Source organism: Pedobacter jamesrossensis (assembly GCF_042650905.1).
GTDB classification, from domain to species: domain Bacteria; phylum Bacteroidota; class Bacteroidia; order Sphingobacteriales; family Sphingobacteriaceae; genus Pedobacter; species Pedobacter jamesrossensis.
Genome location: NZ_JBHSBY010000140.1, coordinates 74,265 through 96,506 on the forward strand (window position 1 = coordinate 74,265; position 22,242 = coordinate 96,506).

19 protein-coding genes, 1 tRNA gene and 1 pseudogene are annotated in these 22,242 nt (G+C 36.1%); 4 read left to right on the top strand and 17 right to left on the bottom strand.

What is annotated here, in order from left to right:
* Positions 1–366 precede the first annotated feature (366 nt).
* On the top strand, positions 367–3,426 hold the full coding sequence (locus ACFOUY_RS17765; protein WP_378962566.1) for a beta-L-arabinofuranosidase domain-containing protein: 3,060 nt from the start codon (positions 367–369) through the stop codon (positions 3,424–3,426).
* Positions 3,427–3,472: 46 nt separating this feature from the next.
* Here the strand turns inward: ACFOUY_RS17765 and ACFOUY_RS17770 are convergent, their stop codons facing one another.
* The 13 genes and pseudogenes from ACFOUY_RS17770 to ACFOUY_RS17830 all read right to left on the bottom strand — a co-directional run bounded on the left by ACFOUY_RS17770 (position 3,473) and on the right by ACFOUY_RS17830 (position 13,915).
* On the bottom strand, positions 3,473–5,956 hold the full coding sequence (locus tag ACFOUY_RS17770; RefSeq protein ID WP_378962567.1) for a DUF4982 domain-containing protein: 2,484 nt from the start codon (positions 5,954–5,956) through the stop codon (positions 3,473–3,475).
* A gap of 215 nt (positions 5,957–6,171) precedes the next feature.
* A complete protein-coding gene (locus ACFOUY_RS17775; RefSeq protein ID WP_378962568.1) occupies positions 6,172–8,337 on the bottom strand; it encodes a GH92 family glycosyl hydrolase in 2,166 nt (721 codons plus the stop codon).
* A 309-nt stretch (positions 8,338–8,646) separates the two neighbouring features.
* Entirely contained in the window at positions 8,647–8,910 is a 264-nt protein-coding gene (locus ACFOUY_RS17780; protein ID WP_378962569.1) for a cold-shock protein, read from the bottom strand.
* Between the two features lie 392 nt (positions 8,911–9,302).
* A complete protein-coding gene (locus ACFOUY_RS17785) occupies positions 9,303–9,467 on the bottom strand; it encodes a hypothetical protein (RefSeq protein WP_378962570.1) in 165 nt (54 codons plus the stop codon).
* A 99-nt stretch (positions 9,468–9,566) separates the two neighbouring features.
* Entirely contained in the window at positions 9,567–9,818 is a 252-nt protein-coding gene (locus tag ACFOUY_RS17790; RefSeq protein WP_378962587.1) for a DUF3575 domain-containing protein, read from the bottom strand.
* Positions 9,819–10,247, bottom strand: a pseudogene (locus tag ACFOUY_RS17795) (arsenic resistance protein); the annotation flags it as partial.
* A gap of 1 nt (position 10,248) precedes the next feature.
* A complete protein-coding gene (locus ACFOUY_RS17800) occupies positions 10,249–10,668 on the bottom strand; it encodes an arsenate reductase ArsC (RefSeq protein ID WP_378962571.1) in 420 nt (139 codons plus the stop codon).
* A 12-nt stretch (positions 10,669–10,680) separates the two neighbouring features.
* On the bottom strand, positions 10,681–11,166 hold the full coding sequence (locus tag ACFOUY_RS17805; RefSeq protein ID WP_378962573.1) for a GNAT family N-acetyltransferase: 486 nt from the start codon (positions 11,164–11,166) through the stop codon (positions 10,681–10,683).
* Positions 11,167–11,176: 10 nt separating this feature from the next.
* Entirely contained in the window at positions 11,177–11,644 is a 468-nt protein-coding gene (locus ACFOUY_RS17810) for a DUF6428 family protein (RefSeq protein WP_378962574.1), read from the bottom strand.
* Between the two features lie 53 nt (positions 11,645–11,697).
* Positions 11,698–12,027 (bottom strand): ArsR/SmtB family transcription factor, encoded by a 330-nt coding sequence (locus ACFOUY_RS17815; protein WP_378962575.1) that lies wholly within the window; start codon positions 12,025–12,027, stop codon positions 11,698–11,700.
* A gap of 371 nt (positions 12,028–12,398) precedes the next feature.
* Positions 12,399–12,472, bottom strand: a tRNA-Ala gene (locus ACFOUY_RS17820).
* A gap of 103 nt (positions 12,473–12,575) precedes the next feature.
* Positions 12,576–13,223, bottom strand: coding sequence for a CatA-like O-acetyltransferase (locus ACFOUY_RS17825; RefSeq protein WP_378962577.1), 648 nt, complete (start codon positions 13,221–13,223; stop codon positions 12,576–12,578).
* Entirely contained in the window at positions 13,220–13,915 is a 696-nt protein-coding gene (locus ACFOUY_RS17830) for an HAD family hydrolase (protein WP_378962578.1), read from the bottom strand. Before ACFOUY_RS17830 ends, ACFOUY_RS17825 begins: the two co-directional genes overlap by 4 nt.
* A 77-nt stretch (positions 13,916–13,992) precedes the next feature.
* On the opposite strand from ACFOUY_RS17830, the gene ACFOUY_RS17835 reads away from it, so the two are divergent.
* Together ACFOUY_RS17835 and ACFOUY_RS17840 are read left to right on the top strand one after the other, a co-directional pair.
* The gene (locus ACFOUY_RS17835) at positions 13,993–14,610 is read left to right on the top strand and encodes a Crp/Fnr family transcriptional regulator (RefSeq protein ID WP_378962579.1); all 618 of its coding nucleotides are present in this window, start codon (positions 13,993–13,995) and stop codon (positions 14,608–14,610) included.
* 161 nt (positions 14,611–14,771) lie between these two features.
* Complete coding sequence (locus ACFOUY_RS17840; RefSeq protein WP_378962580.1) at positions 14,772–15,398, top strand: carbonic anhydrase; 627 nt, start codon at positions 14,772–14,774, stop codon at positions 15,396–15,398.
* 67 nt (positions 15,399–15,465) lie between these two features.
* Here the strand turns inward: ACFOUY_RS17840 and ACFOUY_RS17845 are convergent, their stop codons facing one another.
* Together ACFOUY_RS17845 and kduI are read right to left on the bottom strand one after the other, a co-directional pair.
* Positions 15,466–16,233 (bottom strand): SDR family NAD(P)-dependent oxidoreductase, encoded by a 768-nt coding sequence (locus tag ACFOUY_RS17845; protein ID WP_378962581.1) that lies wholly within the window; start codon positions 16,231–16,233, stop codon positions 15,466–15,468.
* 124 nt (positions 16,234–16,357) lie between these two features.
* Positions 16,358–17,197 (bottom strand): 5-dehydro-4-deoxy-D-glucuronate isomerase, encoded by an 840-nt coding sequence (gene kduI / locus ACFOUY_RS17850; RefSeq protein WP_378962583.1) that lies wholly within the window; start codon positions 17,195–17,197, stop codon positions 16,358–16,360.
* Positions 17,198–17,995: 798 nt separating this feature from the next.
* Here kduI and ACFOUY_RS17855 point away from each other — a divergent pair.
* Positions 17,996–18,418 carry a secondary thiamine-phosphate synthase enzyme YjbQ gene (locus tag ACFOUY_RS17855; protein WP_378962584.1) on the top strand — a complete coding sequence of 141 codons (423 nt, stop codon included), beginning with the start codon at positions 17,996–17,998 and terminating at the stop codon, positions 18,416–18,418.
* Here ACFOUY_RS17855 and ACFOUY_RS17860 read toward each other — a convergent pair whose 3' ends face one another.
* Positions 18,419–19,390, bottom strand: a complete 972-nt coding sequence (locus tag ACFOUY_RS17860) for a YihY/virulence factor BrkB family protein (protein ID WP_378962585.1) — start codon at positions 19,388–19,390, stop codon at positions 18,419–18,421.
* 45 nt (positions 19,391–19,435) lie between these two features.
* Entirely contained in the window at positions 19,436–22,054 is a 2,619-nt protein-coding gene (locus tag ACFOUY_RS17865; protein ID WP_378962586.1) for a PAS domain-containing protein, read from the bottom strand.
* Between the last annotated feature and the right edge of the window lie 188 nt (positions 22,055–22,242).

Below are 22,242 nucleotides of genomic sequence, written 5' to 3' on the forward strand. Positions count from 1 at the left end.
AAAACCAAATTGAGCGATGATTTTAACACGTATTAACCAGAAATTAACAGGAATGTTACAGCGCTTTGATATGTAATATCATTCCCTCACTCTTTTTAACTAAAATTTAGGCGCAGAAATTAGGATGCGATTTATGTGCAATTGATGCTTATTTATACTTTTAGATATTGCCAAAACTCTGATTTACTTTTAAAAATCATCAATTTGCAAAAAACCTTTTTTCACAGCGAAAGCTATTACCTGTTAATATTATGTGTTTGTTAGCTAAAATAAACTTATAGATAAGCGCAATTTCCTACTAGTTTTATAAAAATTTAATAAACTAAAAACACAAGGTTTATTACCGAAAAAGATTAAAGTATGAAAATGTATAAAGTATTCCTGCGCATCATCGTTTTAGCTATTATTTTTATTCAGGGTAATAATACAGCTAGTGCCCAAAATGGAGATCAGATATTGGACGGCATTGGTGAAACCGGGATGATTGCCAGATATTTATTTAATGGAGATGTGAAAGACTGGTCTCGGAATAACTTACATGGAAAATTTCAAGGCACAGAAATAACTTTTGTAAATGATAATCGGTTTGGAAAAGTTTTGTCGCTCTCTGGAGAGGAAAATTCTTTTATTACCTTACCAGGAGAAACCTTTACAGATTTAGAGTCGATTAGCATATCGGGATGGTTTTATTTACGTGCGGATAAAACTGGCCAGCGTTTTTTTGATTTTGGGAAAGATGCTACAAAACATTTTTTTGCGGCACCTGTTGGCACTACTATACAAAAAGGTTATCAAACGTTGATAACAAATGAAAAAGGGAATAAAAATGGGGCAATTTCTTCGTCCATAGAATTAAATAAGTGGGTTTATATTACCGTTGTAATCGATATTCCCTCGAAAACCATGATTAGCTATGTGAACGGTAAACCTGTGAGTGAAGCCAAAGATATTCCTGCTGAATTAGCCCCGGTACTTAGTCAACAAAAAGGAGATAGCAAATTTCTGTATATCGGAAAATCTTTGCTTAAAGGCGACCCCAACCTTAATGCAATGATACATGATTTTCGTATTTACCGAGTTCCACTGAGTAAAAGCCAAATTGCTGGAATATATAAAAATTCGTTTAAAGGAAATCAAGAAAGTGCAGTAAATGTTGATAAACGCGAGGATAATTTGCAACACTTTGATGCAAACCAACCGCAGCTCTATAATGCTTATTTAGTAAAAGTTAACGATGTTGAAGTTGAGACAGAGGTAGGAAATTTACCCAGATTACCAACTTTAGTACAGGGAACTTATAAAAACGGATTTAACGGACCAAAAGTTCGTGTGCTATGGCCCGCTGATGTAGATAATAATGCGGTTCTCAAACCTGGAAAATATACGGTTACAGGCCGCATTGCCGGAACAAACTTTAAGCCTAAGGCATTTATAACCATAAAAAAACCTAACAAGCAAACTGCTCCTTCTTCTAATCTTGAAGCATTTGATTTAAATCAAGTTACGCTGGACGACGATGCGATGGGGCACGAAACTAAATTCATCGAAAATCGAGATAAGTTTATAAAAACCTTATCCAAAACAGATCCGAATTCATTTTTGTATATGTTTCGTCAGGCTTTTGGCCAAAAACAACCTGCTGGAACAAAGCCTCTTGGAGTGTGGGATAGTGAAGATACTAAATTAAGAGGTCATGCTACAGGACATTACCTTACGGCAATTGCACAAGCCTATGCTAGTACAGGATATGATAAAGCGCTTCAATCAATTTTCCAGCAAAAGATGGAATATATGATAAACACCTTATTTGAGCTATCACAATTATCAGGAAAGCCAAAAACACCCAGCACAACCAATGTTTACGATCCTACTGCTGTTCCGTTTGGTCCGGGAAAATCAGAATATGATTCAGATATAAGTGAAGCTGGAATTCGCAATGATTATTGGAATTGGGGAAAAGGATTTATAAGTGCCTATCCTCCAGATCAATTTATCATGCTAGAAAAAGGCGCCAAATACGGAGGGCAAAAAAACCAGGTTTGGGCACCTTATTACACTTTGCATAAAATTTTGGCTGGTTTAATAGATGTTTACGAGGTGAGCGGCAATAAAGAGTCTTTAGAAATAGCAACAAGTATGGGCGACTGGGTTTATGCTCGTTTAAGCCAATTACCGCAAGAAACACTTATCAAAATGTGGAATACCTATATTGCCGGCGAATACGGGGGCATGAACGATTCTATGGCTCGATTGTATCAGATTACTGGTGATCAAAAATATTTAAAAACAGCTCAATTATTTGATAATGTAAAGGTATTTTTTGGTGATGCAAACCATTCTCATGGATTGGCAAAAAATGTAGATCTCTTTCGTGGATTGCATGCCAATCAGCATATCCCTCAAATTGTAGGGAGTATAGAAATGTACAATGTTTCTCATAATCCAGAATATTATAAAATCGCCGACAATTTCTGGCAAAAAGCTGTTAGCGATTATATGTACAGCATTGGAGGAGTTGCCGGAGCCAGAAACCCTGCTAATGCAGAATGTTTTATCAGTCAGCCCAGTACCCTTTATGAAAACGGTTTCTCTGACGGAGGACAAAACGAAACCTGTGCAACTTATAACATGTTAAAATTAACCGGCAACTTGTTCCTTTTCGATCAGCGTGGAGAGTTAATGGATTATTATGAGCGTGGCTTGTATAATCATATCCTTGCTTCTGTTGCCAAAGATAGCCCAGCAAATACTTATCATGTATCATTAAGACCAGGTGTTGTTAAACAATTTGGCAATGCAGACATGACCGGCTTTACTTGCTGTAATGGAACAGCATTGGAAAGCAGTACCAAGCTACAAAATTCAATTTATTTTAAGAGTAAAGATAACTCTGCACTTTATGTAAATCTTTATATCCCATCAACGTTGAAATGGAAAGAACGTGATATAACCATTGTTCAAAAAACCAATTTCCCAAAAGAAGACTACACCAGTTTAACCATTAATGGCAATGGAAAATTTGATATTAATGTTCGGGTGCCAGGTTGGGCAACAAAAGGTTTTTTTGTAAAAATTAATGGTAAAGAACAAAAAATTAAGGCAGAACCTGGCAGTTATTTAAAAATAAACCGCAAATGGAAAAATGGAGATATTGTAGAGTTGAGGATGCCTTTCCAATTTCACCTCGATCCGATAATGGATCAGCAAAATATAGCCAGTTTATTTTACGGACCAATACTGCTTGCAGCACAAGAACCGGAGGCAAGAAAAGAATGGCGTAAAATAACACTCGATGCTGAGGATATAAGCAAATCAATTAAAGGTGATCCTGAACAGTTGCAATTCACCATTGGTGATGTTGTTTTCAAGCCTTTTTATGAAACCTATGGCCGTCATTCTGTATACCTTGATGTTATGTTAAAATAATAAATTGGTTTAATTTTCTATACTAAAATTACAGAAGAAGTACCAGCTATTTTTGAGATGTTAAAGTTAACTCACCTTCTTTAAGAGAGCTACCTTTAACCTTAAGTATAATATCGCCTGGTATTTTGCCAGACTGCACCAATATGACTAGTTTACCACTAAATAATTTCATAGTAGGTTTATCAAACATTTCCAAAGAGGTTGCATCGCCATTACAAACGGCTTTGAAAGCACCTGCACCCTTTACCTCAAAATTTAATCTTTGTGTGGTGGTTGGGCATGGATTTCCATTTTTATCAACAACAGATGCAGTAATAAAAGAAATATCCTTTCCATCGGCAGTTAGTTCTTTGCGATCTGCATCTAACACGATACGATATGGTTTGCCTGCTGTTGTTTTTGTTTCTTCTGCAACAGCTGTCCCATTTTTATCATAAGCAACTATTTTCAACGTACCTGGTTCATATTTTACATCAGTCCACATTAGCCTGTACCGATTCTGTGGACTAGAATTATTTTTTTTCTGAATCCCTAAACTTTTTCCATTTAAAAAAAGCTCTGCACTATCATAGCTGGTATACACAAAAACAGGAGTAATTTGTCCCTCTCTTCCTTCCCAATTCCAATGAGGAAGCATATGTAAAGTTGGTTTATCTTTATTCCACCTGCTTCTGTAAAGGTAATAACGATCTTTTGGGATACCAGCCAAATCGCACATTCCAAAATATGAACTACGAGAAGGCCAACTTTCATCGTAGGGAGTCGGCTCACCTAAATAATCAAATCCAGTCCATACAAACTCACCGATTACCCATGGCTTATCATCCTGCATTACAAAATCATCGTCTGGCAGGTTCGACCAATCACAACATTCAAAATCGTAAGAAGAGCTTTGGAAATCATCATAAGTTTTATTTTTACCTTTTAGCACAGGGAATTTATAAATCCCACGAGAGCTTACCGTAGATGCGGTTTCAGAGCCTAATAACATCCCTTGCGGAAATGCTTTATAGGCTTCATCATATAAATGCACGCGATAATTAAGTCCGGGAATATCTAGCAATGCCCCAAAGCCAGAAGCCATTGTGGCTTTTACCTGGTCCATCCCAACCGTTACCGGACGTGTAGGATCTTCTCTATGAAATATTTCTTGTAACCATTTTGCCCGCTTTACGCCTTCAGCCCCAAATTGATCGGGTACTTCATTACCTGCGCTCCACATCACAATGCTTGGATGATTCTTGGTTGCCTTTATTAAATTAACGATATCTTTTTCGGCATCAGTATCAAAAAATAAATGGTAGCCATTTTCAACTTTAGGTTTCGCCCATTCATCAAAAGTTTCAGCAAGAAACATAAAGCCAAGTTCATCACATAATTCAAGTTGCTCTAATGATGGCATATTGTGCGAACTTCTGATAGCATCGCAACCCATATCCTTTAATATCATGAGTTGCCTGCGCAGCGCAGCGATATTAATTGCTGTTCCAAGCGGTCCCAAATCATGATGAAGACAAACACCTTTAAATTTACGCACCTTACCGTTAAGACTAAAACCAGTTCCAGCTAAATAACTGATTTCGCGTACGCCAAAACGCGTGGTCACCTCATCTAACAAATTATTACCATTATATAATCTAGATACGGCAGTATATAGGTTTGGGGTTTCAGGACTCCAAAGACCTGGGTTTTGAATCTTAATGTTTTGATCTGCCTGTGTGCCAAAAAAAGTTTTTGCAGTATCGACAGCTACAACTTTCCCTGCTCTATCTAATATTTCTGTAACCAGTTTAGCACCGGCTGTTGTAATATTTGTTTTAATATTTACTTTGGCAAAGGCTTCTGAAACAATTGGAGTTGTAATACTTACTCCCCACTGTTCTATACTTTGCTTTTCTTTAATTATTATATGAACGTTTCGATAAAGACCGGCTCCGGGATACCACCTTGATGACTTTGGCCTATTCTTTAAATGTACTGCTAATATGTTACTTTCTCCTGTGAGAATCTGATCCGTAACATCTATATAAAAATAATTATAGCCATAATTCCATTCGCCAACTTTAATGCCATTTAGATATACTTTTGGCTCACTCATGGCGCCATCAAACTGCAAGATAATACGCTTATCTTTTGCAGAAGCAGGCAAACGAAAAGTGTTTCTGTACCAAGCTTCACCAATATATGGAAGCGCTCCAGTGCGACCAGTTTTTTCAGAAGGCTTTGATTCTCCGTTTTGCTCAATAGCAACCATTTGTTTATCAATTTCCTTATCAAAAGGGCCTTCAATTGCCCAGTCGTGTGGAACAGAAACAGATTTCCATGTTTTATCGCTGAAATCCTTTCTGTATGCGATTTCGTTAGCACCCTTGAAAAATTTCCACCCATCTGTTAGTAATATTTCTTTTCTAGATTGACTAAACAAACTAATAGCTGGCATTAATAATAACAAGATTAGTGATGCTTTTTTGATTCCCGAGATTACTTTCGGATTAAAAAGGAAGGAGATTTTAGAAAGTTTATTTTTCATAAAAAAGGTAAGAAATAGCCAAATAGCATTTATTAATTATCAGCTAATTATACTTAGGGCAGCAAACCATCTATTGTGACAGTTGGTTTCCCATAATCATCAAAGATACCAACTTTGTAACCATTCTGGCTATTATAAGATTGAAGTGGCCAACAGGTTTCGAATCATGTCTTGGTTACATAAAACTTAATAAAATCCCATCATTTTTTGATTGGTCAATTCCTTGTCTTTTCATCCGTCAGAATATCTACTCTCCCTCCATTTTTAAATAAATCGTGAGAAACAAAGTACCCTTTCAAGTCTTTTCCATTAACCTTAATATTAGTCATATCTCGGCCCTTTCCAGGTTTTGAAATGGTTATGTATTTGCCATTACTTGTTCGCCACTTCACCTCATCAAATAAAGGAACAGTTACAATATATTCTGCATCAGTCGCTGAAAAAGGATACAACCCCAAAGCACTAAATACATACCATGAAGACATTTCACCTGCATCATCCATACCACAAAGAGCCAGGCCTTCATTGCCAATTCCATATAAATTGTTTAATATATTATCCAAAATCTTTTGCGATTTCTCGGGCTTTCCGATAAAGTGATATGAAAACGGTGCTTCATGGTCGGGTTGGTTTCCATGGCAATATTGCCCAATCATTGTCTCAACATTTCTGGCAATGTAATTTGGATTCCATGGAACGGTAAATAAGGAATCTAACTTCGATTCAAAGCCTTTTGCACCACCATATAATTCAATCAAGCCCTTCATGTCATGCGGAGCAAAGAACGAAACCTGCCAGGCATTTGCTTCCCTGTACATGTACTCATAATATGGAAATTGCGGATTGAAAGGAGTTATCCAGCTTCCATCAGCAAGTTTACCACGCATAAAACGGGTTGATGGGTCGAACATGTTCTTGTAGTTTTTCGACCTTGCCATTAATATTCTATAGTTCGAAGTATCACCTAGTTTCTTAGCGATTTGAGCGACTGAATAGTCATCATAAGAATATTCTAATGTTTTGGAAACACCCGCACTAGCTTTGGTTTCAACGTTTGGATGTTTAATATCAGGTTCGGAAATGAAACCTTTTGCAATATATTCTTCTATATGGGGGCGTGCACCGCCTGGTGTATTTGCATTCTTTAACAAAATCTGATAGGTGCCTTTGATATCAAAGTTATCGATGCCACGCAAATATGCACCAGCAATAGAGGAAGCACCATGGTCGCCATGAAAAAATGTTGGAATAAAGCCTTTTTTATCACCAACATCTTTCATCGATTTAATAACATCAAGTGTAACATCGGGTGAAATTAACCCCAAAAGCACATCTTTATTGCGATAGGTATCCCATAGAGAAGGTTCTGTATAATACCTGAAATCCGATTTAACTACTTTTCTATTCGCATCGGTATATTCGCCGTTAACATCGCTCCGCAAGGCTGGCCATAAAAACGAACGGTAAAGACAAGAATACAGCATTACTTTTTGCTTTTCCGTTCCGCCTTTTACCTGTATTGAAGATAATATTGTTTCCCACTTTTGAGTCGCCTCTTTCCGAATTTCATTAAATGATTTGTTCCCGATTTCCTTAAGTAAGTTCTCTTTTGCATTTTCTGCGCTTACAAAGGAAAGACCTATTTTAAGTTCCACAGGATCACTATTTCTATTTGCTAGATGAGCAACCGCAAATCCGCTAGGCTTACCTTCTTCAGTTTTATCGAGTTTTTCTATTTTGGTATTTAAAATTGCATAGAAATATACGTTCTCTCCACCCTGAAAACCTTTAATCGCATTACTTCCATCCTGCTCTATGTTCCAGGTTGATACACGGCTGTTGGCTTTACCCATATCGAAAAGTATCTGTCTGTTTATGTTGTTTTTAAATTCATATTTATGAAAACCAGCCCTTAATGTTGAAGTTAAACTCACATTAACATTATAATCATCTAAATAAACTCGATAAAAACCCGGAGCTGCACTTTCATTTTTATGAGAAAATCTGGAACCAAATTTAGCACCCGGATTCGACATTGGTAAAATGGGAATATTGCAGAAATTCCAGTGCCCTTTATTCGTGTGTGTAAATCCGTAAATAATAGAATCTTCATACTCATAACCTGCGCCAGAACCGTATTCAGTTATTGGACTCAACTGTACCATCGCGTTTGGCAGTGAACTTCCAGGAAAAGTTAAGCCCGCCCAGGAACGCCATCCCTCAGGTAATTCGTAGCCTAAAATTTTCGAGTCGGTTAGCGGAGCAGTACCTATAAAGGTGTTTACATATTTGGAGTAGTTAAATGGAGATTGGCTCATCACATTTAACGAAAGCAACAAAATTACAGCTAAACTTAATAGATTTCTCTTAGGGATTTTCATGCTTATTGATATAATTTGGTTGCAAACTCAAATATATAAATTTTTAATATCGAGCATAAAAAGTAGCAGTAACGTTACCCTAAATCGATTTATTTAAAATTAGAATCACGCTGTTGAAGATTTTATTTTTTTGCTCAATCAACTTAGTTGGTTTGAGCAGCCTAAACTTTATTTTTCCTTTTTACAATCAATCAATGGTATGGTAAACCATTTAATCATACCAAGAGCTACAAATTTAGCTTTGAAATCCAATGCACCGAATTACTATTCTACTTCCCGAATCTTGTTGAGTATTCTCTCACATACCAGTTAGACTTTACGGACATTAATGGCAACCAATCCTTTCTTACCTTGCTCGGTCTGGTACTCTACAATATCTCCAGCCTTCAAATCCCTCTCGAGAATTCCCGAAACATGTACGAATAAATCTTCACCTCCAGCATCTTGATTTATGAATCCAAAACCTTTTTCGGCGTTGTACATTTTAACTTTTCCTTGTTCCATTTTGTAATGATTAAAAATAAATGTAGCCAATTGATGCCAGATCCCAATGTAAAATTTAAGAACTATCATTTTCGCACACTTATTTTTTACAGCAATAGATAAATTATCTATTGGCATCTACGAGAGTCAGGTGGCTGTTAATGTTGAAATTGCGTCCCTTTTTTATTTAAAACTGAGGTATTCACCTACATATTGTAAATAGCCAAAATTGGATAAACCATGAAATGTTGACCCCTTGTCGCAAATTTTGAATTGTCCCTAATTAGAGTTAGTAATCAAATGATTGAGTTACAATTTGTAAATGACGAAGAGGGACAGTCATTTTGGCTTTTCTACTCGCTACGTTAAACCAAAAAAACTGAAATTTTAAAACTAAGTCGTTTTTACTGGTTAAAAAAAACCGCAGGAGGTTAAGCCCGTCATAATAGGAATAAATTTAATGGAAACAGACATTACAATTTTTAGCTACTGAGCTCATTGGCGCTATAAGTAACTAGTTTCGGGGCCGTAACTGATAGTTGCAGTTTAGCTTCTGCACCCGTAAAAGTATCAGGTACATTAATCTCTTTTTCATTTTTTTTGCAAGCCACAACGGCCACGGCCAAGAGTACGCATAAGGCGCTCATTTTAATATTCTTTATCATTTCTTTAATATTTATTTTTTTATTTATGTAGGGCAAAGCGAACGATACCTTTTGGGTTCGTTAAAATGCTTGAAGTTTTGTTTAATTAAGTTTGTAAATCAATGAAACTGCAAGTTTTGTGGGGCCAAAATACGTGCGGTGTTCTTTACCAATTTTAGAACCGCAATGAGAACAGTTGTATACCTCATGGTTCATAATGGAATAGCCAACTCCTGCTGAAGCTTCTAGTCCAAATTTTTCAGTAACCATTTCCACATAACCACCTGAAAGGCCCATTCCCCATAGATAACCCTGATACCTGTTTCTATCTAGTTTGCTGCCAATTCTGCCAATCCCTTCTGCGAGCTCGTTCCAAACTACGACCATTGCGATGCAACGGGCAAGTCCGATCAGGATCAAACCGACCATATATTCTGGGTAACCCCTTAAAAAAGTAATGACCAAAAAGAACATCAGAAGTGGTCCGATGACCCAATTCAAAACCAATGAAACGGTAAGCACCTTGGTATCTTTGAATACCTCGCCCATCTTTTCGTATTTCACTTTTGCAAGTGGCGGATACATCATCAGTATCAGTCCGATTGCCAATGGTATATTGGTTGTCCCGCTCGAAAAGGAGTTGATAAGGTTCGACGATGATGGTATAAAGTATCCAATATTTACACCGATACCCATTGCGATGAATATCCACAGGGTAAGATAACGGTCAAGGAAACCAAGTTTTTTTCGTTCAACAACAGGTGCGCAATTATTTGCTGACATCTTACCGCTTCAAGTTTTCGTTAACAAAGTTATGGGTGTACCTCCTTATCATTTCCCTTACCTCACGAAAAGCTTCGATGAATTCTTCATCTGTTCCAATAGCTTTTGCAGGATCTGGAAAGTTATAATGCAGCTTTACCGCATTGGTTGGAAAATATGGACAGCTCTCCCTTGCATGATCACAAACGGTAATCACATAATCGAAATCGATATCCAGATACTCATTAATGTTGTTCGAGGTATGGCCGGAGATATCAATACCATCCCTTTTCATGATTTCAATCGCCTTCGGGTTAACACCATGGGTCTCTATTCCTGCACTATAGATCTCAGCCTTTTCTTCAGCAAAATATCTTAAATAGCCTTCTGCAATCTGGCTTCTGCAACTGTTTCCAGTGCATAACACTAATATCTTCGTCATAAATTTATTTGATTAAATAATCTTGTTACTTCTTCTTTCCAATAGCACTGTATCCCGCCAGACCCCATTCTGTTTGCCAATCTTTTCCCTAATACCAAGGGTTCTGAAACCTGCCTTTTCATGGATGCGAAGGCTACCAATATTTTCAGGAAATACCCCCGCTTGCAGCGTCCATATCCCATCAGCTTCACTTAAAGTTATTAGCTCATTCAAAAGCGCTAGTCCAATGCCCTTTCCTGATCGTTCCGGTTCAACATATACACTTACTTCAGCCACGCCTGCATATACACAGCGTGAAGAAACAGGTGTCAATGCCGCCCATCCGACCAATATTCCGTTGTCTTCGACAACAATCCTGCAACTCTGAAGATGAGAAGTGTCCCAATCTTTCCAAGATGGAGCGCTGGTATGGAAAGTTGCGTTGCCTGTGGTTATGCCTTTTTCGTAAATTGATTTCACAGCAGCCCAGTCCGAAGGCAATAGATTTCTTATTTCCATAACAGGCGGGTTAACAGCACCCCCCACCAGGTGTGCAACTGTTCGCCACACCAGCAAGATTAACCATTCCATTTTTTGGTGTTTCAGGAATCCCACAGGCTTCATTTGCCAGGCAAGCAGTCTGTTTGGCAAGTAAAAGGAAATTCGTTCCATCAAAACCAAGGTCATATTTACCAATGGTTCCAGACTGGTATTCTACTTCTATTTCAAGGTCTTCCATTCCCAATAGCTTCTCGGAAAGTGAAATGATGTTTAGCAGTTTAACTGCCTTTAGGCGGTGTTCGTAATCATCTGCATCCCATAATTGGAAGTTTGCGACCTTTTCATGTCGCACTTTTCCGCCACAGTCGATAAAGTCCTTGGTAATGATACCCACTTCAGTTACGTGGAAATGTTCAGGTACGGTTTCTCCGTTTTCTACTTGGAAATTAACCGCTTCAGCTGTTGCCAAGATTGTTTTGATTTCAGATAGTTTCATATTATCTCTATTTATATATCGTAATTTTACGATGAATTTACTCAAAAAAGGGGCTAACAACAGCCCTTTGGATCAATATAGGAAGCCATAAAGTCGCCAAACAGGCGCTGCAAAAGCGCCCATGTTTTTGGTTCTATACAGTAGCATACTTTTACACCCTCAATCGTTCCCTTGATAATATCTGCATTCTTAAGTTCTTTCAGATGTTGTGAAATTGTTGCCTGCGCTAAGCCCAGTTCTTCAACAAGATCGCCACAGATGCAGGCATTAGCCGATATAATTTGCTGTAAAATCGCAATTCTTGCAGGATGGGCGATTGCTTTCAAAAGAGTTGAAATCTCATTTTGTTCTTGCGTGAATATTTCTGTTTTAGTAAGTCCCATAATTAATATCGCAATATTACGATAAATAAAATTGACTCACAATTAATTAATCGTAATTTTACGAAATACATATACTTAAAATATTGATTATCATATTCTGGAACATCCATAGAACCGAAAATAGATCCAGTCGACCAATTTCTTTGGGCATCATGTTGGGCATCCCCATCGATTGTAGATTTATTTTTAGGGGAATATTTTTCGAGTTTTACAATCTGAGTTGATTTTTTTTTCAGAAACAGAATCCGTTTTTATACAATTTGCTTTTCGAAGATTTTTGCCGTCAGATTTTTCTACTGATAGAGTTTTGGTAGAGTTATCAAACTGAAAAGCAGTTAAATTACTGCTTTTCAGTGACTTTGGGTTACCTGTGGAGAATATCGGATTCGAACCGATCACCTCTTCACTGCCAGCGAAGCGCTCTAGCCAAATGAGCTAATCCCCCGAATTTTTAATTATCGAGTTTGGCAAAAATAGCAAATAGTTTGTCTAAAGCAAATCAAAATTAATCTTTAAATCTGATGGCAAGCAAAAAACAAATTTCAATATTAGTCTTCGATCAACCCAACAGCTCTTTTGCTAAGTAATTCCTGATAAGAATCTACAAATTGCGAAACATGAAATCCATCCATTAAGGCATGATTTGCATGTACAGAAATTGCCATAATTTTTCTTTCATTTTCATCTCTAACTTTTCCGAAAGAAATTTTAGGACAACTGTCTTTATATGAATAATTACGGGCATGAGAAAGCGAGGTGAAATTTAACCAAGGCAGCGCAGAATAATGAATTACATTCTCTCCTGATGAAGATGGAATTAACCCGGTAGTATTTTCTACCTTTTTTATTTCTTTTATCGCATGAGTTTTAAACTCATTAAAATCGTTGTAGAAATCCATATAACCGAAACCAAATGTTCCGTTAGGGCGATTAATTGTGGCCGCAGCATGAACTTCATCATATTTCCAAACTTCACCATCAATAATCCGATAACTGAAATTTTCGATACGATTTGCAGCCATAAGAGATTTATGCAAATAAAGCAAGAAGAAAGAAACGTTATTTTCTTTTGCTTCGTGATAGGTTGATGTGCAATCTACATCGACAGTAACCCCGAAGAACGGTTCTTCGAAAGTGTTAAAAAAATTAAAATGGTCTTTTCTTTGCCAGCTGTTAATATCTATTTTTTCTCTCATATATTTAATTTTGGTAAAATTTCAGACAGGCTTTCCATCTGATAAAAATTTGGATGCTCAATGGTATGTTCAATATGTTCGTGCACCCATGTTGTGTGGTAAGGGATATGAACCGCATGTCCTCCAATATTTAAGACGGGCAAAACATCAGATTTTAAGGAATTACCGAGCATTAGAAACTCTTCCGGCTTACAATCCAAATGCTTTAAAAGCTTTTGATAATCTCTTTCCTGTTTATCACTCATAATTTCGATGTGATGAAAATAATGGTCTAAACCAGATTTTGTTAGCTTACGTTGCTGATCGAGCAAATCGCCTTTTGTTGCAACAACTAGTTTATATTTGCCGAATAACGATTTTAAAACATGTTCAACCCCATCAAGTAGCTCTATTGGTTTATTTAGCATTTCTTGTCCCAGTTGTATTACCCTTTGCATTACTTCAGGCTTTACCTTACCATCCGAAACTTTCAATACGGTTTCAATCATACTCAACATAAAACCTTTAATACCGTAGCCATACAGTGGTAGATTCGCTATTTCAGTTTTATATAATTCTGCTATAATGCTATGGTGCGGTAAAAAATCTTCCAATAAACCCGCAAACTGTTCTTCAGTATCACGGAAATAAGGTTCGTTAACCCAAAGTGTATCGTCTGCATCAAAAGCTACTACACTAATCTTATTATTCATGGTTATGCTTACTTTTATTTCCACAAAGTTAAATCAACCGGTAAACAAACGAAAGGACAATTGTCCTGATTGAAAATATGTTACGTACAAACCTAGCCCTTTTATCATTTATCGAACACTTTTATACAGAAAACGAATACCGTAAAAGCATCACTTTGAAATCATTTCCGGCAGGTTACAGATTTATTGAGCAAGGTGAAAAAATTAGAAATATCTATATTCTTAAAGAAGGAATATCTAAATGCTTTATTTCTGAAGAAAATGGAAAAGACTTTATTATTGAATTTTTGGGTAGTGGTGAAGTTCTAGGGGAGCTTGAAGCTTTAAAGAAAATAAGTTGCCTTTGCAATGTTGAAGCTATAAGCAACGTTATTGCTTACGCAATTCCTGATCATTTCTTTTTTAAATTAATCGAAGAAAACACGGAGTTTACTAAAATATTACTTCAAGAATTATCTACTCGGATAATTCAAACCAGTACCAGAGCATCTTTTCAACAACTTTATACTTTAGAGTACGGTTTATTAAAATTATTAAAACTCCAAACGGATGAGCAGATATCAATATCGAAAGAAGATATGGCAGCATACTTAGGCATTTCGGTTAGGAGCTTTAATCGAACTTTACAGCAGTTAAAAACTAAGAATTTAATAGATACAGCCGATTTTAAAGGTTTATTAGAGAGGTTGGATTAATTGTTTAATGAGCAAACATTTAAAGTATTAAACTGTTAATTTTAGATTGATTTTAGAGATGTGATTTATCATTTTGAGAAATCTTGTTTAATTTTACATCAGTAAAATCCTGGCTTTAAAACCTTAAGAATTATTAAATAAAACCTTTAAAGTTTAAACGAATGAAAGTAGAAGACGTATTTAAAAACAATGAAAAGTGGATTGCTGCAAAATTAGCAATCGACCCCGAATATTTCACAAATTTATCGAAAGGTCAGAGTCCCGAATTTTTATATATTGGCTGTTCCGATAGTCGTGTAACAGCAGAAGATTTAATGGGTATCCAACCTGGGCAGGCATTTGTTCATCGTAATGTTGCCAATCTGGTTAACAATGTTGATTTAAATGTTATGACGGTTTTAAACTATTCTGTTAGGCATTTAAAAGTAAACCATATTGTTGTTTGTGGCCATTATAATTGCGGTGGTGTTAAAGCCGCTATGCAACCAGCAGATATGGGGATTTTGAACCCTTGGTTAAGAAACATACGCGATGTTTATCGTACGCACAAAGATGAGTTAAATGCAATTACCGATGAGGCAAAACGCTATGATAGACTGGTAGAGCTGAATGTACAAGAGCAATGTGTAAATTTACTTAAAACCGCAGCGGTACAAGAGGCAATTACTGAGCGTGGATTAACCGTTCATGGTTGGGTTTTTGATATCAGAACAGGTAAATTGATTGATCTGGAAATTGATTTCGATACAATTCTAAAAGACATCAAAGAGATTTATAATCTATATTAAAATTTCAGTTAAAAATTGACAAATTTCAATTCACACAGTAATTGAAATTTGCCAATTTTTAAATCATCTATCTTCCCATCCAACCGCCATCTACGGTTAAAATTGTTCCATGTACATAATCGCTTGCACTAGAGGCAAGAAATAATGTTGGTCCTTTAAAATCTTCAGGGGTTCCCCATCGTCCCGCTGGAATACGAGCTAAAATAGAAGTGCTTCTTTCCTGATCTTCTCGCAATGCAGAAGTATTATCGGTAGCTATGTAACCTGGAGCAATTGCATTTACATTTACGCCTTTAGATGCCCATTCGTTTGCAAATGCCTTGGTTAGTGATGCAATAGCACCTTTACTTGCCGCATAACCCGGAACTGTAATCCCACCTTGGAATGATAATAATGATGCGGTAAAAATAACTTTACCACTTCCACGGGCAATCATATCTCTACCAATTTCTCTGGTTAAAATAAATGGAGCCGTTTGGTTTACCGCAATTACTTCATCCCACATTTCATCGGGATGTTCTGCAATTGGCTTACGTAAAATAGTACCTGCATTATTAACCAGAATATCGATAACAGTATGTTCAGCTTTAACCTTTTTTGCAAATTCTAAGGTTGCTTCTCTTTTGCTGAAATCGCATTGATAAGCATAAAATTTTCTACCCAAGGCAGTAACCTCTTCTTCTACTTTACTACCCTGAAGTTCTAAACTTGCAGATACACCAATAATATCGGCACCTGCTTCGGCTAAAGCCAAAGCCATAGCTTTACCAATACCTCTTTTGCAACCTGTAACAAGGGCTGTTTTACCTGCTAAACTAAATGTATTTATTGACATTTTTTTTGGGTTATTTTATTAGTCGTGATTTTAATTAAAGAAATAGCTGAGGAAAAATCCTACTTTTCTCAGCTATTTGAATCCGAAAACAAGCTAAGCTTGATTCCACATTACAACAGGTGCATTACTTTAAATCTGGTATTGCACAGTGATCCATATCGCCGTAATCTAAATTTTCGCCAGCCATACCCCAAATAAACGTATAGTTACTGGTTCCTGCCCCCGAATGAATTGACCAGTTAGGCGAAATTACGGCTTGATCGTTCTGCATCCAAATATGGCGGGTTTCCTGTGGTTGCCCCATAAAATGACAAACACTTTGTCCTTGCGGAACTTCAAAATAAAAGTAAGCTTCCATCCTTCTATCATGCGTATGTGCAGGCATTGTATTCCAAACACTACCCGATTTTAATTCAGTCATTCCCATTTGTAATTGGCAAGTTGGCAAAACGCTGTTTACCAAAAGCTTGTTAATTACTCTATGATTAGCTGTTTCTGGCGTACCTAATTCTACAATTTCTGCATCAGCTTTGCTAACCTTTTTGTTTGGGTAAGTGTGGTGCGCTGGAGCTGAGTTAATGTATAATTTTGTTGGATGTGAAGAATCTGCAGATTCGAAAGAAACTTCCTTCGTTCCTTTTCCAATATATAAAGCTTCTTTATAATCTAATTCAAATTTTTCGCCATCAGCAGTAACAATGGCCTTACCTCCAACATTGATAATGCCAAGCTCTCTACGCTCTAGAAAGTAATTTGCTTTTAAATCATCAGGATTTGGAAGATCTAATTTTTTGTCAACTGGCATTGCTCCGCCAACAATATATCTATCAAAATGAGATAAAGTTAAGTTTACCTGATTTGCTTCAAAAACATTTTCTATTAAAAAATTATCCCGCAAAGCAGCGGTATCCATTTGTTTAACTTCTTTAGGACTTTGAGCGTAACGGCTTTCGAATTTATTCATTGGTTAAAATTTGAGATTTGATTAGTGATTTGTGCATTGAGCGAAATCATACATCGCAAATATATTTATACGATATTTAAAAACTCAATTAATACTGAAATTTATAACTCCTTTATCTAAATAAACTATTCTGCACTGAATTGCACAGGTTTGAGTAAAGAAAGAACGGAATTATTTTCCACCAAGTGTAAATAGCAACGTATCCTTTCGACTGGAATGTAGCGAAATGGAGAAATCTTTGAGCCTATACTTATTACAACGTTCAAAGATTTAACTTAGTTGAGCTTCGGTTCTAGACTACTCTAGAAAGGACGAAACAAAAAAGGGAAATGCACTAACATTTAGGTAAGAAAATTAATTATTATATATCTGTACATGGCGAAAGCTTTTTCTATTGTAAAAACTGTATTGTTTTTAACTTATTAAGAACCCTAAAACAGGGTTATCGACTGCTACTAATACAACTGATGATTGTAAAAAAACTTGAAAAGATTTTAAACCTTGGTTATTCGCATTGGTCATAATTATAAAATTTAATCAATGGAATTTAAATGGTTTATACGATGAAAAAGATGATATATTTTTTGCTTTTAGCAATGGTAGTAAATTTTAGCTCTTGTGTTGTAAGAACACGTGCGCCAAGGGCACATTGGGTACCAGGACATTATGAAATCGGTCCATATGGTGGTCGCCATTGGATTAAAGGACATTATCGCTAATGTTTGCAGTTAAAAACTAATTACGGCGCAATAAGATTTATGCCTCTAAAGCAAAACAACTATTCGCTAACTTTGGTTAATGAAGATATACCAGCAATCATTTTCCATTAGCGAACGTAAAAGAGGATTTCATCTAATTACGTCAGAAATTGTTAATGCATTTCCGGAGTTAAAGCAGATAAAAATCGGTATCTGCCAGGTTTTTATTCAACATACATCAGCCTCGCTGACAATAAATGAAAATGCGGATCCTACTGTTAGAATCGATTTTGAAATGTATTTTAATAAAGCCGTTCCAGAAAACGATCCGGATTACGAACACGATTATGAAGGTTCTGACGATATGCCAGCTCATTTAAAATCTGCTTTGCTAGGTAATTCTGTTACCATTCCAATTACAAACGGTAATTTGGCGTTGGGCACCTGGCAAGGCATTTATTTATGTGAGCATCGAAATTATGGAGGTAGAAGAAAAATAATAGTTACGGCCTGGGGTTCGTAATTATACTTTTATTTCAGGATGGTTATCCTGAATAGAATTACTTCCTGTTTCTATTTCTACCTCTTTTGTTGTTACTGCATAATGAGAAGGATGAATTTCGGCGCCGTAAGCAATTGCATAGGCTTTAGTAAACTCTGCCCCGAAATATAAAATTATAGAAGAATAATAAGTCCAAAGCAAAAGAATAACTAATGAACCTGCAGCGCCATAAGTGCTCCCTACATTACTTGAGCCTATGTAAAATGAGATACCAAATTTCCCAATCATAAATAAAACTGCGGTAACAATTGAACCAGAAATTACATCACGCCACTTTATAATCGCATCGGGCAGAACTTTAAAAATCACTCCAAATATTAAGGAGATAACAACCAGAGTCACAACTTGATTAATAATATAAAAAACGACTACAGAAACATCTTGATACCTTGCCTGAAGTCGGGAACTAAAAGCATCTAAAACTGAAGTTACTGAGAGTGAAACAAGCAGTAAAAATCCCAGACTTATAATTACCGAAAAAGATAGAAAACGATTTTGAAGCATTTTTAACCAACCTCTTTTTGGTTTGGGTTTTAATCCCCAAATGGTATTTATAGAATCCTGAATATCGCCAAATACAGTTGTTGCACCGATTAATAAAGTAGCTAAACCGATTGTAAATGCAACTGTACTCTTACCGTTTAAATATGCTGTTTTTATAATTTCTTGCATTTGAAGCGCGGTATCTTTACCCAAAAACCCTGCTAACTGTTGATAAACTTGTCCTTCAGCAGCCTCTCTTCCTAAAAATATACCACATAAAGAAATGATTACAACCAATAATGGAGCCATCGAAAAAACGGTATAATAAGCTAAAGAACCACTTAATTTGGTTACTTTATGATTACTAAAACCACTAAATGATGCTTTTAAAACTTCCCAAATTCCTTTAAAAGATATTTTCTTTTTATCTAAATGCTTCGGCTTATCCATAAAATTATAACCGCAGCTTTGGTAATTTTGTTTGAAAAGTATAATTTAAAATGGTATTTCTTGCCTAACTGGAATTGAAAAACAAAAGGTAGATCCCTTATTCACAACCGAATTAACCCAAATTCTACCATTCAATCTTTTTACAATTTCTGATGAAATATATAAGCCTAAGCCCAAACCAGGGAAAGTGTGTTCTTTGTTCCCGCTTACTCTATAAAACTGTTCAAAAACATGATCTGTTTTTTCCTTGCTTATACCAATGCCAAAATCCTGTACACAAACCTGAACCGTTGTGTTGTGGTCTTCGGTATATATAATTACTTCATTAGCATCGGGCGAGTATTTTACTGCATTTGTTAGTAAATTGGTTACCACCTGACAAATACGCTCCCTATCTCCAAAAATTTCTTTGTTAAAATTTAATTTTTTAACAATTATGTGCTTACTCGAAGTTCTTTGTACATCTTCAATAACCTCTTCAACCATTTCATTAAAATCAAACCCAGCGTTATTAAATTGCAAACGGCCGGCATTAATTTTAGTTACATCAAGCAAATCCTTAATCAAGCTGGTAAGCCTATCAACCTGTTTATTCATTTTCCCTAAAAGATCTGCATTTTTTAAATCGCCAGAACGTTTAAACATTGCCTCCATAACTTGGGCATAAGCCTTTAAACTTGTTACAGGAGTTTTTAATTCGTGACTTGCAATCCCTAAAAAATTATCCTTTTGCTGTTCTAGCTCTTTTTGATGATGAACGTCTGTATTTGTACCATACCATTTAACAATTTTTCCCTCAATATCTTTTAAAGGCAAAGCTCTTACCAGATACCAGCGATAATCTCCATGTTTAGTCATACATCGAAACTCAATTTCATAAGACTTTCCAGTTTTTAAAGCAATCTGCCAAGATTTTAATGCGAAAGGTAAATCATCAGGATGAACTGTATCTATCCAACTCGCCCCCATTGTTTCTTCTAATGTCTTTCCACTCTGATCATACCACCTTTGGTTAATGTAATCTAAATTACCATCTGGCTTACTTGTCCATACAACAGAAGGTACCGTGTTGGCCAGAAATTCTAATTCGTTAACTAAGGCCTGAAGTGCATTATTCTTATCGTTTAAAACTTTTCGGGCATATAATTCTGGGCGCAAATCTCTCGCAATCCCGGCGATAGCAACAGGTATATCAGTAATTTCTTCCCTTATCATATATAGCTGCTTATGAATAGGAACTATCTCTCCAGTCTTTTGATGTAATAACTCTAATTCGCCAGACCATTTTCCCTTTTCGATAAGAACAGGCATAATTTCATTTTTGATTAGCGCATTAGTTTTTGCACTATGATAATCAAAAAGATTACTCTTCACTATTTTATCTTCATCAATTCCTATTAGTTCTACTCCTGATGGATTAATATAAAGTGTATTACCGTTTATATCACAATAATTACAAAAATCTTCGCTACTATCTACAATAGTTGCAACACGTTGTAATTCGGCTCTTGCTCTTAGTTCTGGCCTCAAATCTCTTGCAGTTGCACCCCGACCAATTATTTCGCCTGTTTCTGTATCTTTAATTAAAATATAATTTACGGTACAAGGAATAATTTCTTTTGTAGCAAAGTTTTTAAGGTAAATTGTTCCCTTCCAACCAGATTCCTCACTAATTTCTTTAATAATGTGATTTTGAACCCGATCCAATTCTTCAGGTGTATAAAAATCTCGGGCGCTCATTTGGGTAACATCAGCATCTAAATCTACGCCCAAGAGATTTCTTGAAGCATTATTCATATAAATCAGATTGCCTTGCATATCTGCAACGGTCATATGGTCTGCATTATGACTTACCAAACTCATTAATTGCTGCTCCCGCTGCTTTCCAATAACTTCATTTGTAATATCTTGTGCAATACCAGCGAATCTATAAGCTACCTTTTCATCATTAAAATAAGCTTTTCCTTTGCAATGCACCCATCTTAATTGGTTGTTTTTTGCATTAACCGTTCTAAACTTAATATCATAATAACCCCCGTTTCTGGGATTAATAGCCGCTAAAACAGCTCTATTAACCCTCTTTTGATCGTCAGTATGAATACAACTTAATACATCTTCATACTTAATTTCGCCCGATTCGGCAAAGCCAAAAAGCTCTTGGCAACGACCATCCCAATTTACTCTATTATTTATTGGGTCTAAATCCCAGGTTCCTATACCTGCAGATTGAAGGGCAAAAGCTAGTCGTTCCTGTGTTTCTGCAATTTCTTTTCTTGCTGCAACTAATTCAGTTAAATGTGCCGCTGTATTTATAATGGCATAGGTATGTCCATCGCTATCTTTTAAAGGCTTATAAGTAAAAGTGAAATAAAAGGTTTGCAGATTACCATTTATAATCAAATCTGCTTTCGATTCTTTAGCATAATAAGTTTCACCAGTTTCAAAAACATTATCTAAAATACCGAAAAATGGTTGTCCTTCTAGCTCTGGAATTGCTACTTTTAGTGTTTTACCAATTACAGAACTATCTTTGCCCCACAAATCGAGCATTGCCTGATTTGCAATACTAATAACCATATCTTTCCCCTTGTAAATTGCAGTTGGCATTGGCGATGCATCAACAAGAGAATTAAACCTTTCTTGTTCAGAGTAAAGTGCTATCATTAAATGATGAGAAAATTTATTAAATATAAATAAAATCTAAATCCTGTAATAAGCGTATTTAAAGATTTTTTTAATTAAAATTCAAAAAAAAGGGGCCGTATCATAATTTAATTTTATGATACGGCCCCCTTTTTTTTTGCTTTGTATTTTACGTCTTTGTCCCTTGGCTATTTCGGTTTCAGCAATCG

Bases quoted from the DNA above. Each gene is read 5' to 3' on its own strand.
- ACFOUY_RS17865 (WP_378962586.1), bottom strand. From the start codon at position 22,054: ATGATAGCACTTTACTCTGAACAAGAAAGGTTTAATTCTCTTGTTGAT.
- ACFOUY_RS17775 (WP_378962568.1), bottom strand. From the start codon at position 8,337: ATGAAAATCCCTAAGAGAAATCTATTAAGTTTAGCTGTAATTTTGTTG.
- ACFOUY_RS17785 (WP_378962570.1), bottom strand. From the start codon at position 9,467: ATGAGCGCCTTATGCGTACTCTTGGCCGTGGCCGTTGTGGCTTGCAAA.
- kduI (WP_378962583.1), bottom strand. From the start codon at position 17,197: ATGAATAAATTCGAAAGCCGTTACGCTCAAAGTCCTAAAGAAGTTAAA.
- ACFOUY_RS17805 (WP_378962573.1), bottom strand. From the start codon at position 11,166: ATGGAAATAAGAAATCTATTGCCTTCGGACTGGGCTGCTGTGAAATCA.
- ACFOUY_RS17800 (WP_378962571.1), bottom strand. From the start codon at position 10,668: ATGACGAAGATATTAGTGTTATGCACTGGAAACAGTTGCAGAAGCCAG.
- ACFOUY_RS17815 (WP_378962575.1), bottom strand. From the start codon at position 12,027: ATGGGACTTACTAAAACAGAAATATTCACGCAAGAACAAAATGAGATT.
- ACFOUY_RS17770 (WP_378962567.1), bottom strand. From the start codon at position 5,956: ATGAAAAATAAACTTTCTAAAATCTCCTTCCTTTTTAATCCGAAAGTA.
- ACFOUY_RS17840 (WP_378962580.1), top strand. From the start codon at position 14,772: ATGAAAGTAGAAGACGTATTTAAAAACAATGAAAAGTGGATTGCTGCA.
- ACFOUY_RS17855 (WP_378962584.1), top strand. From the start codon at position 17,996: ATGAAGATATACCAGCAATCATTTTCCATTAGCGAACGTAAAAGAGGA.
- ACFOUY_RS17765 (WP_378962566.1), top strand. From the start codon at position 367: ATGTATAAAGTATTCCTGCGCATCATCGTTTTAGCTATTATTTTTATT.
- ACFOUY_RS17845 (WP_378962581.1), bottom strand. From the start codon at position 16,233: ATGTCAATAAATACATTTAGTTTAGCAGGTAAAACAGCCCTTGTTACA.
- ACFOUY_RS17835 (WP_378962579.1), top strand. From the start codon at position 13,993: ATGTTACGTACAAACCTAGCCCTTTTATCATTTATCGAACACTTTTAT.
- ACFOUY_RS17780 (WP_378962569.1), bottom strand. From the start codon at position 8,910: ATGATAGTTCTTAAATTTTACATTGGGATCTGGCATCAATTGGCTACA.
- ACFOUY_RS17860 (WP_378962585.1), bottom strand. From the start codon at position 19,390: ATGGATAAGCCGAAGCATTTAGATAAAAAGAAAATATCTTTTAAAGGA.
- ACFOUY_RS17810 (WP_378962574.1), bottom strand. From the start codon at position 11,644: ATGAAACTATCTGAAATCAAAACAATCTTGGCAACAGCTGAAGCGGTT.
- ACFOUY_RS17830 (WP_378962578.1), bottom strand. From the start codon at position 13,915: ATGAATAATAAGATTAGTGTAGTAGCTTTTGATGCAGACGATACACTT.
- ACFOUY_RS17825 (WP_378962577.1), bottom strand. From the start codon at position 13,223: ATGAGAGAAAAAATAGATATTAACAGCTGGCAAAGAAAAGACCATTTT.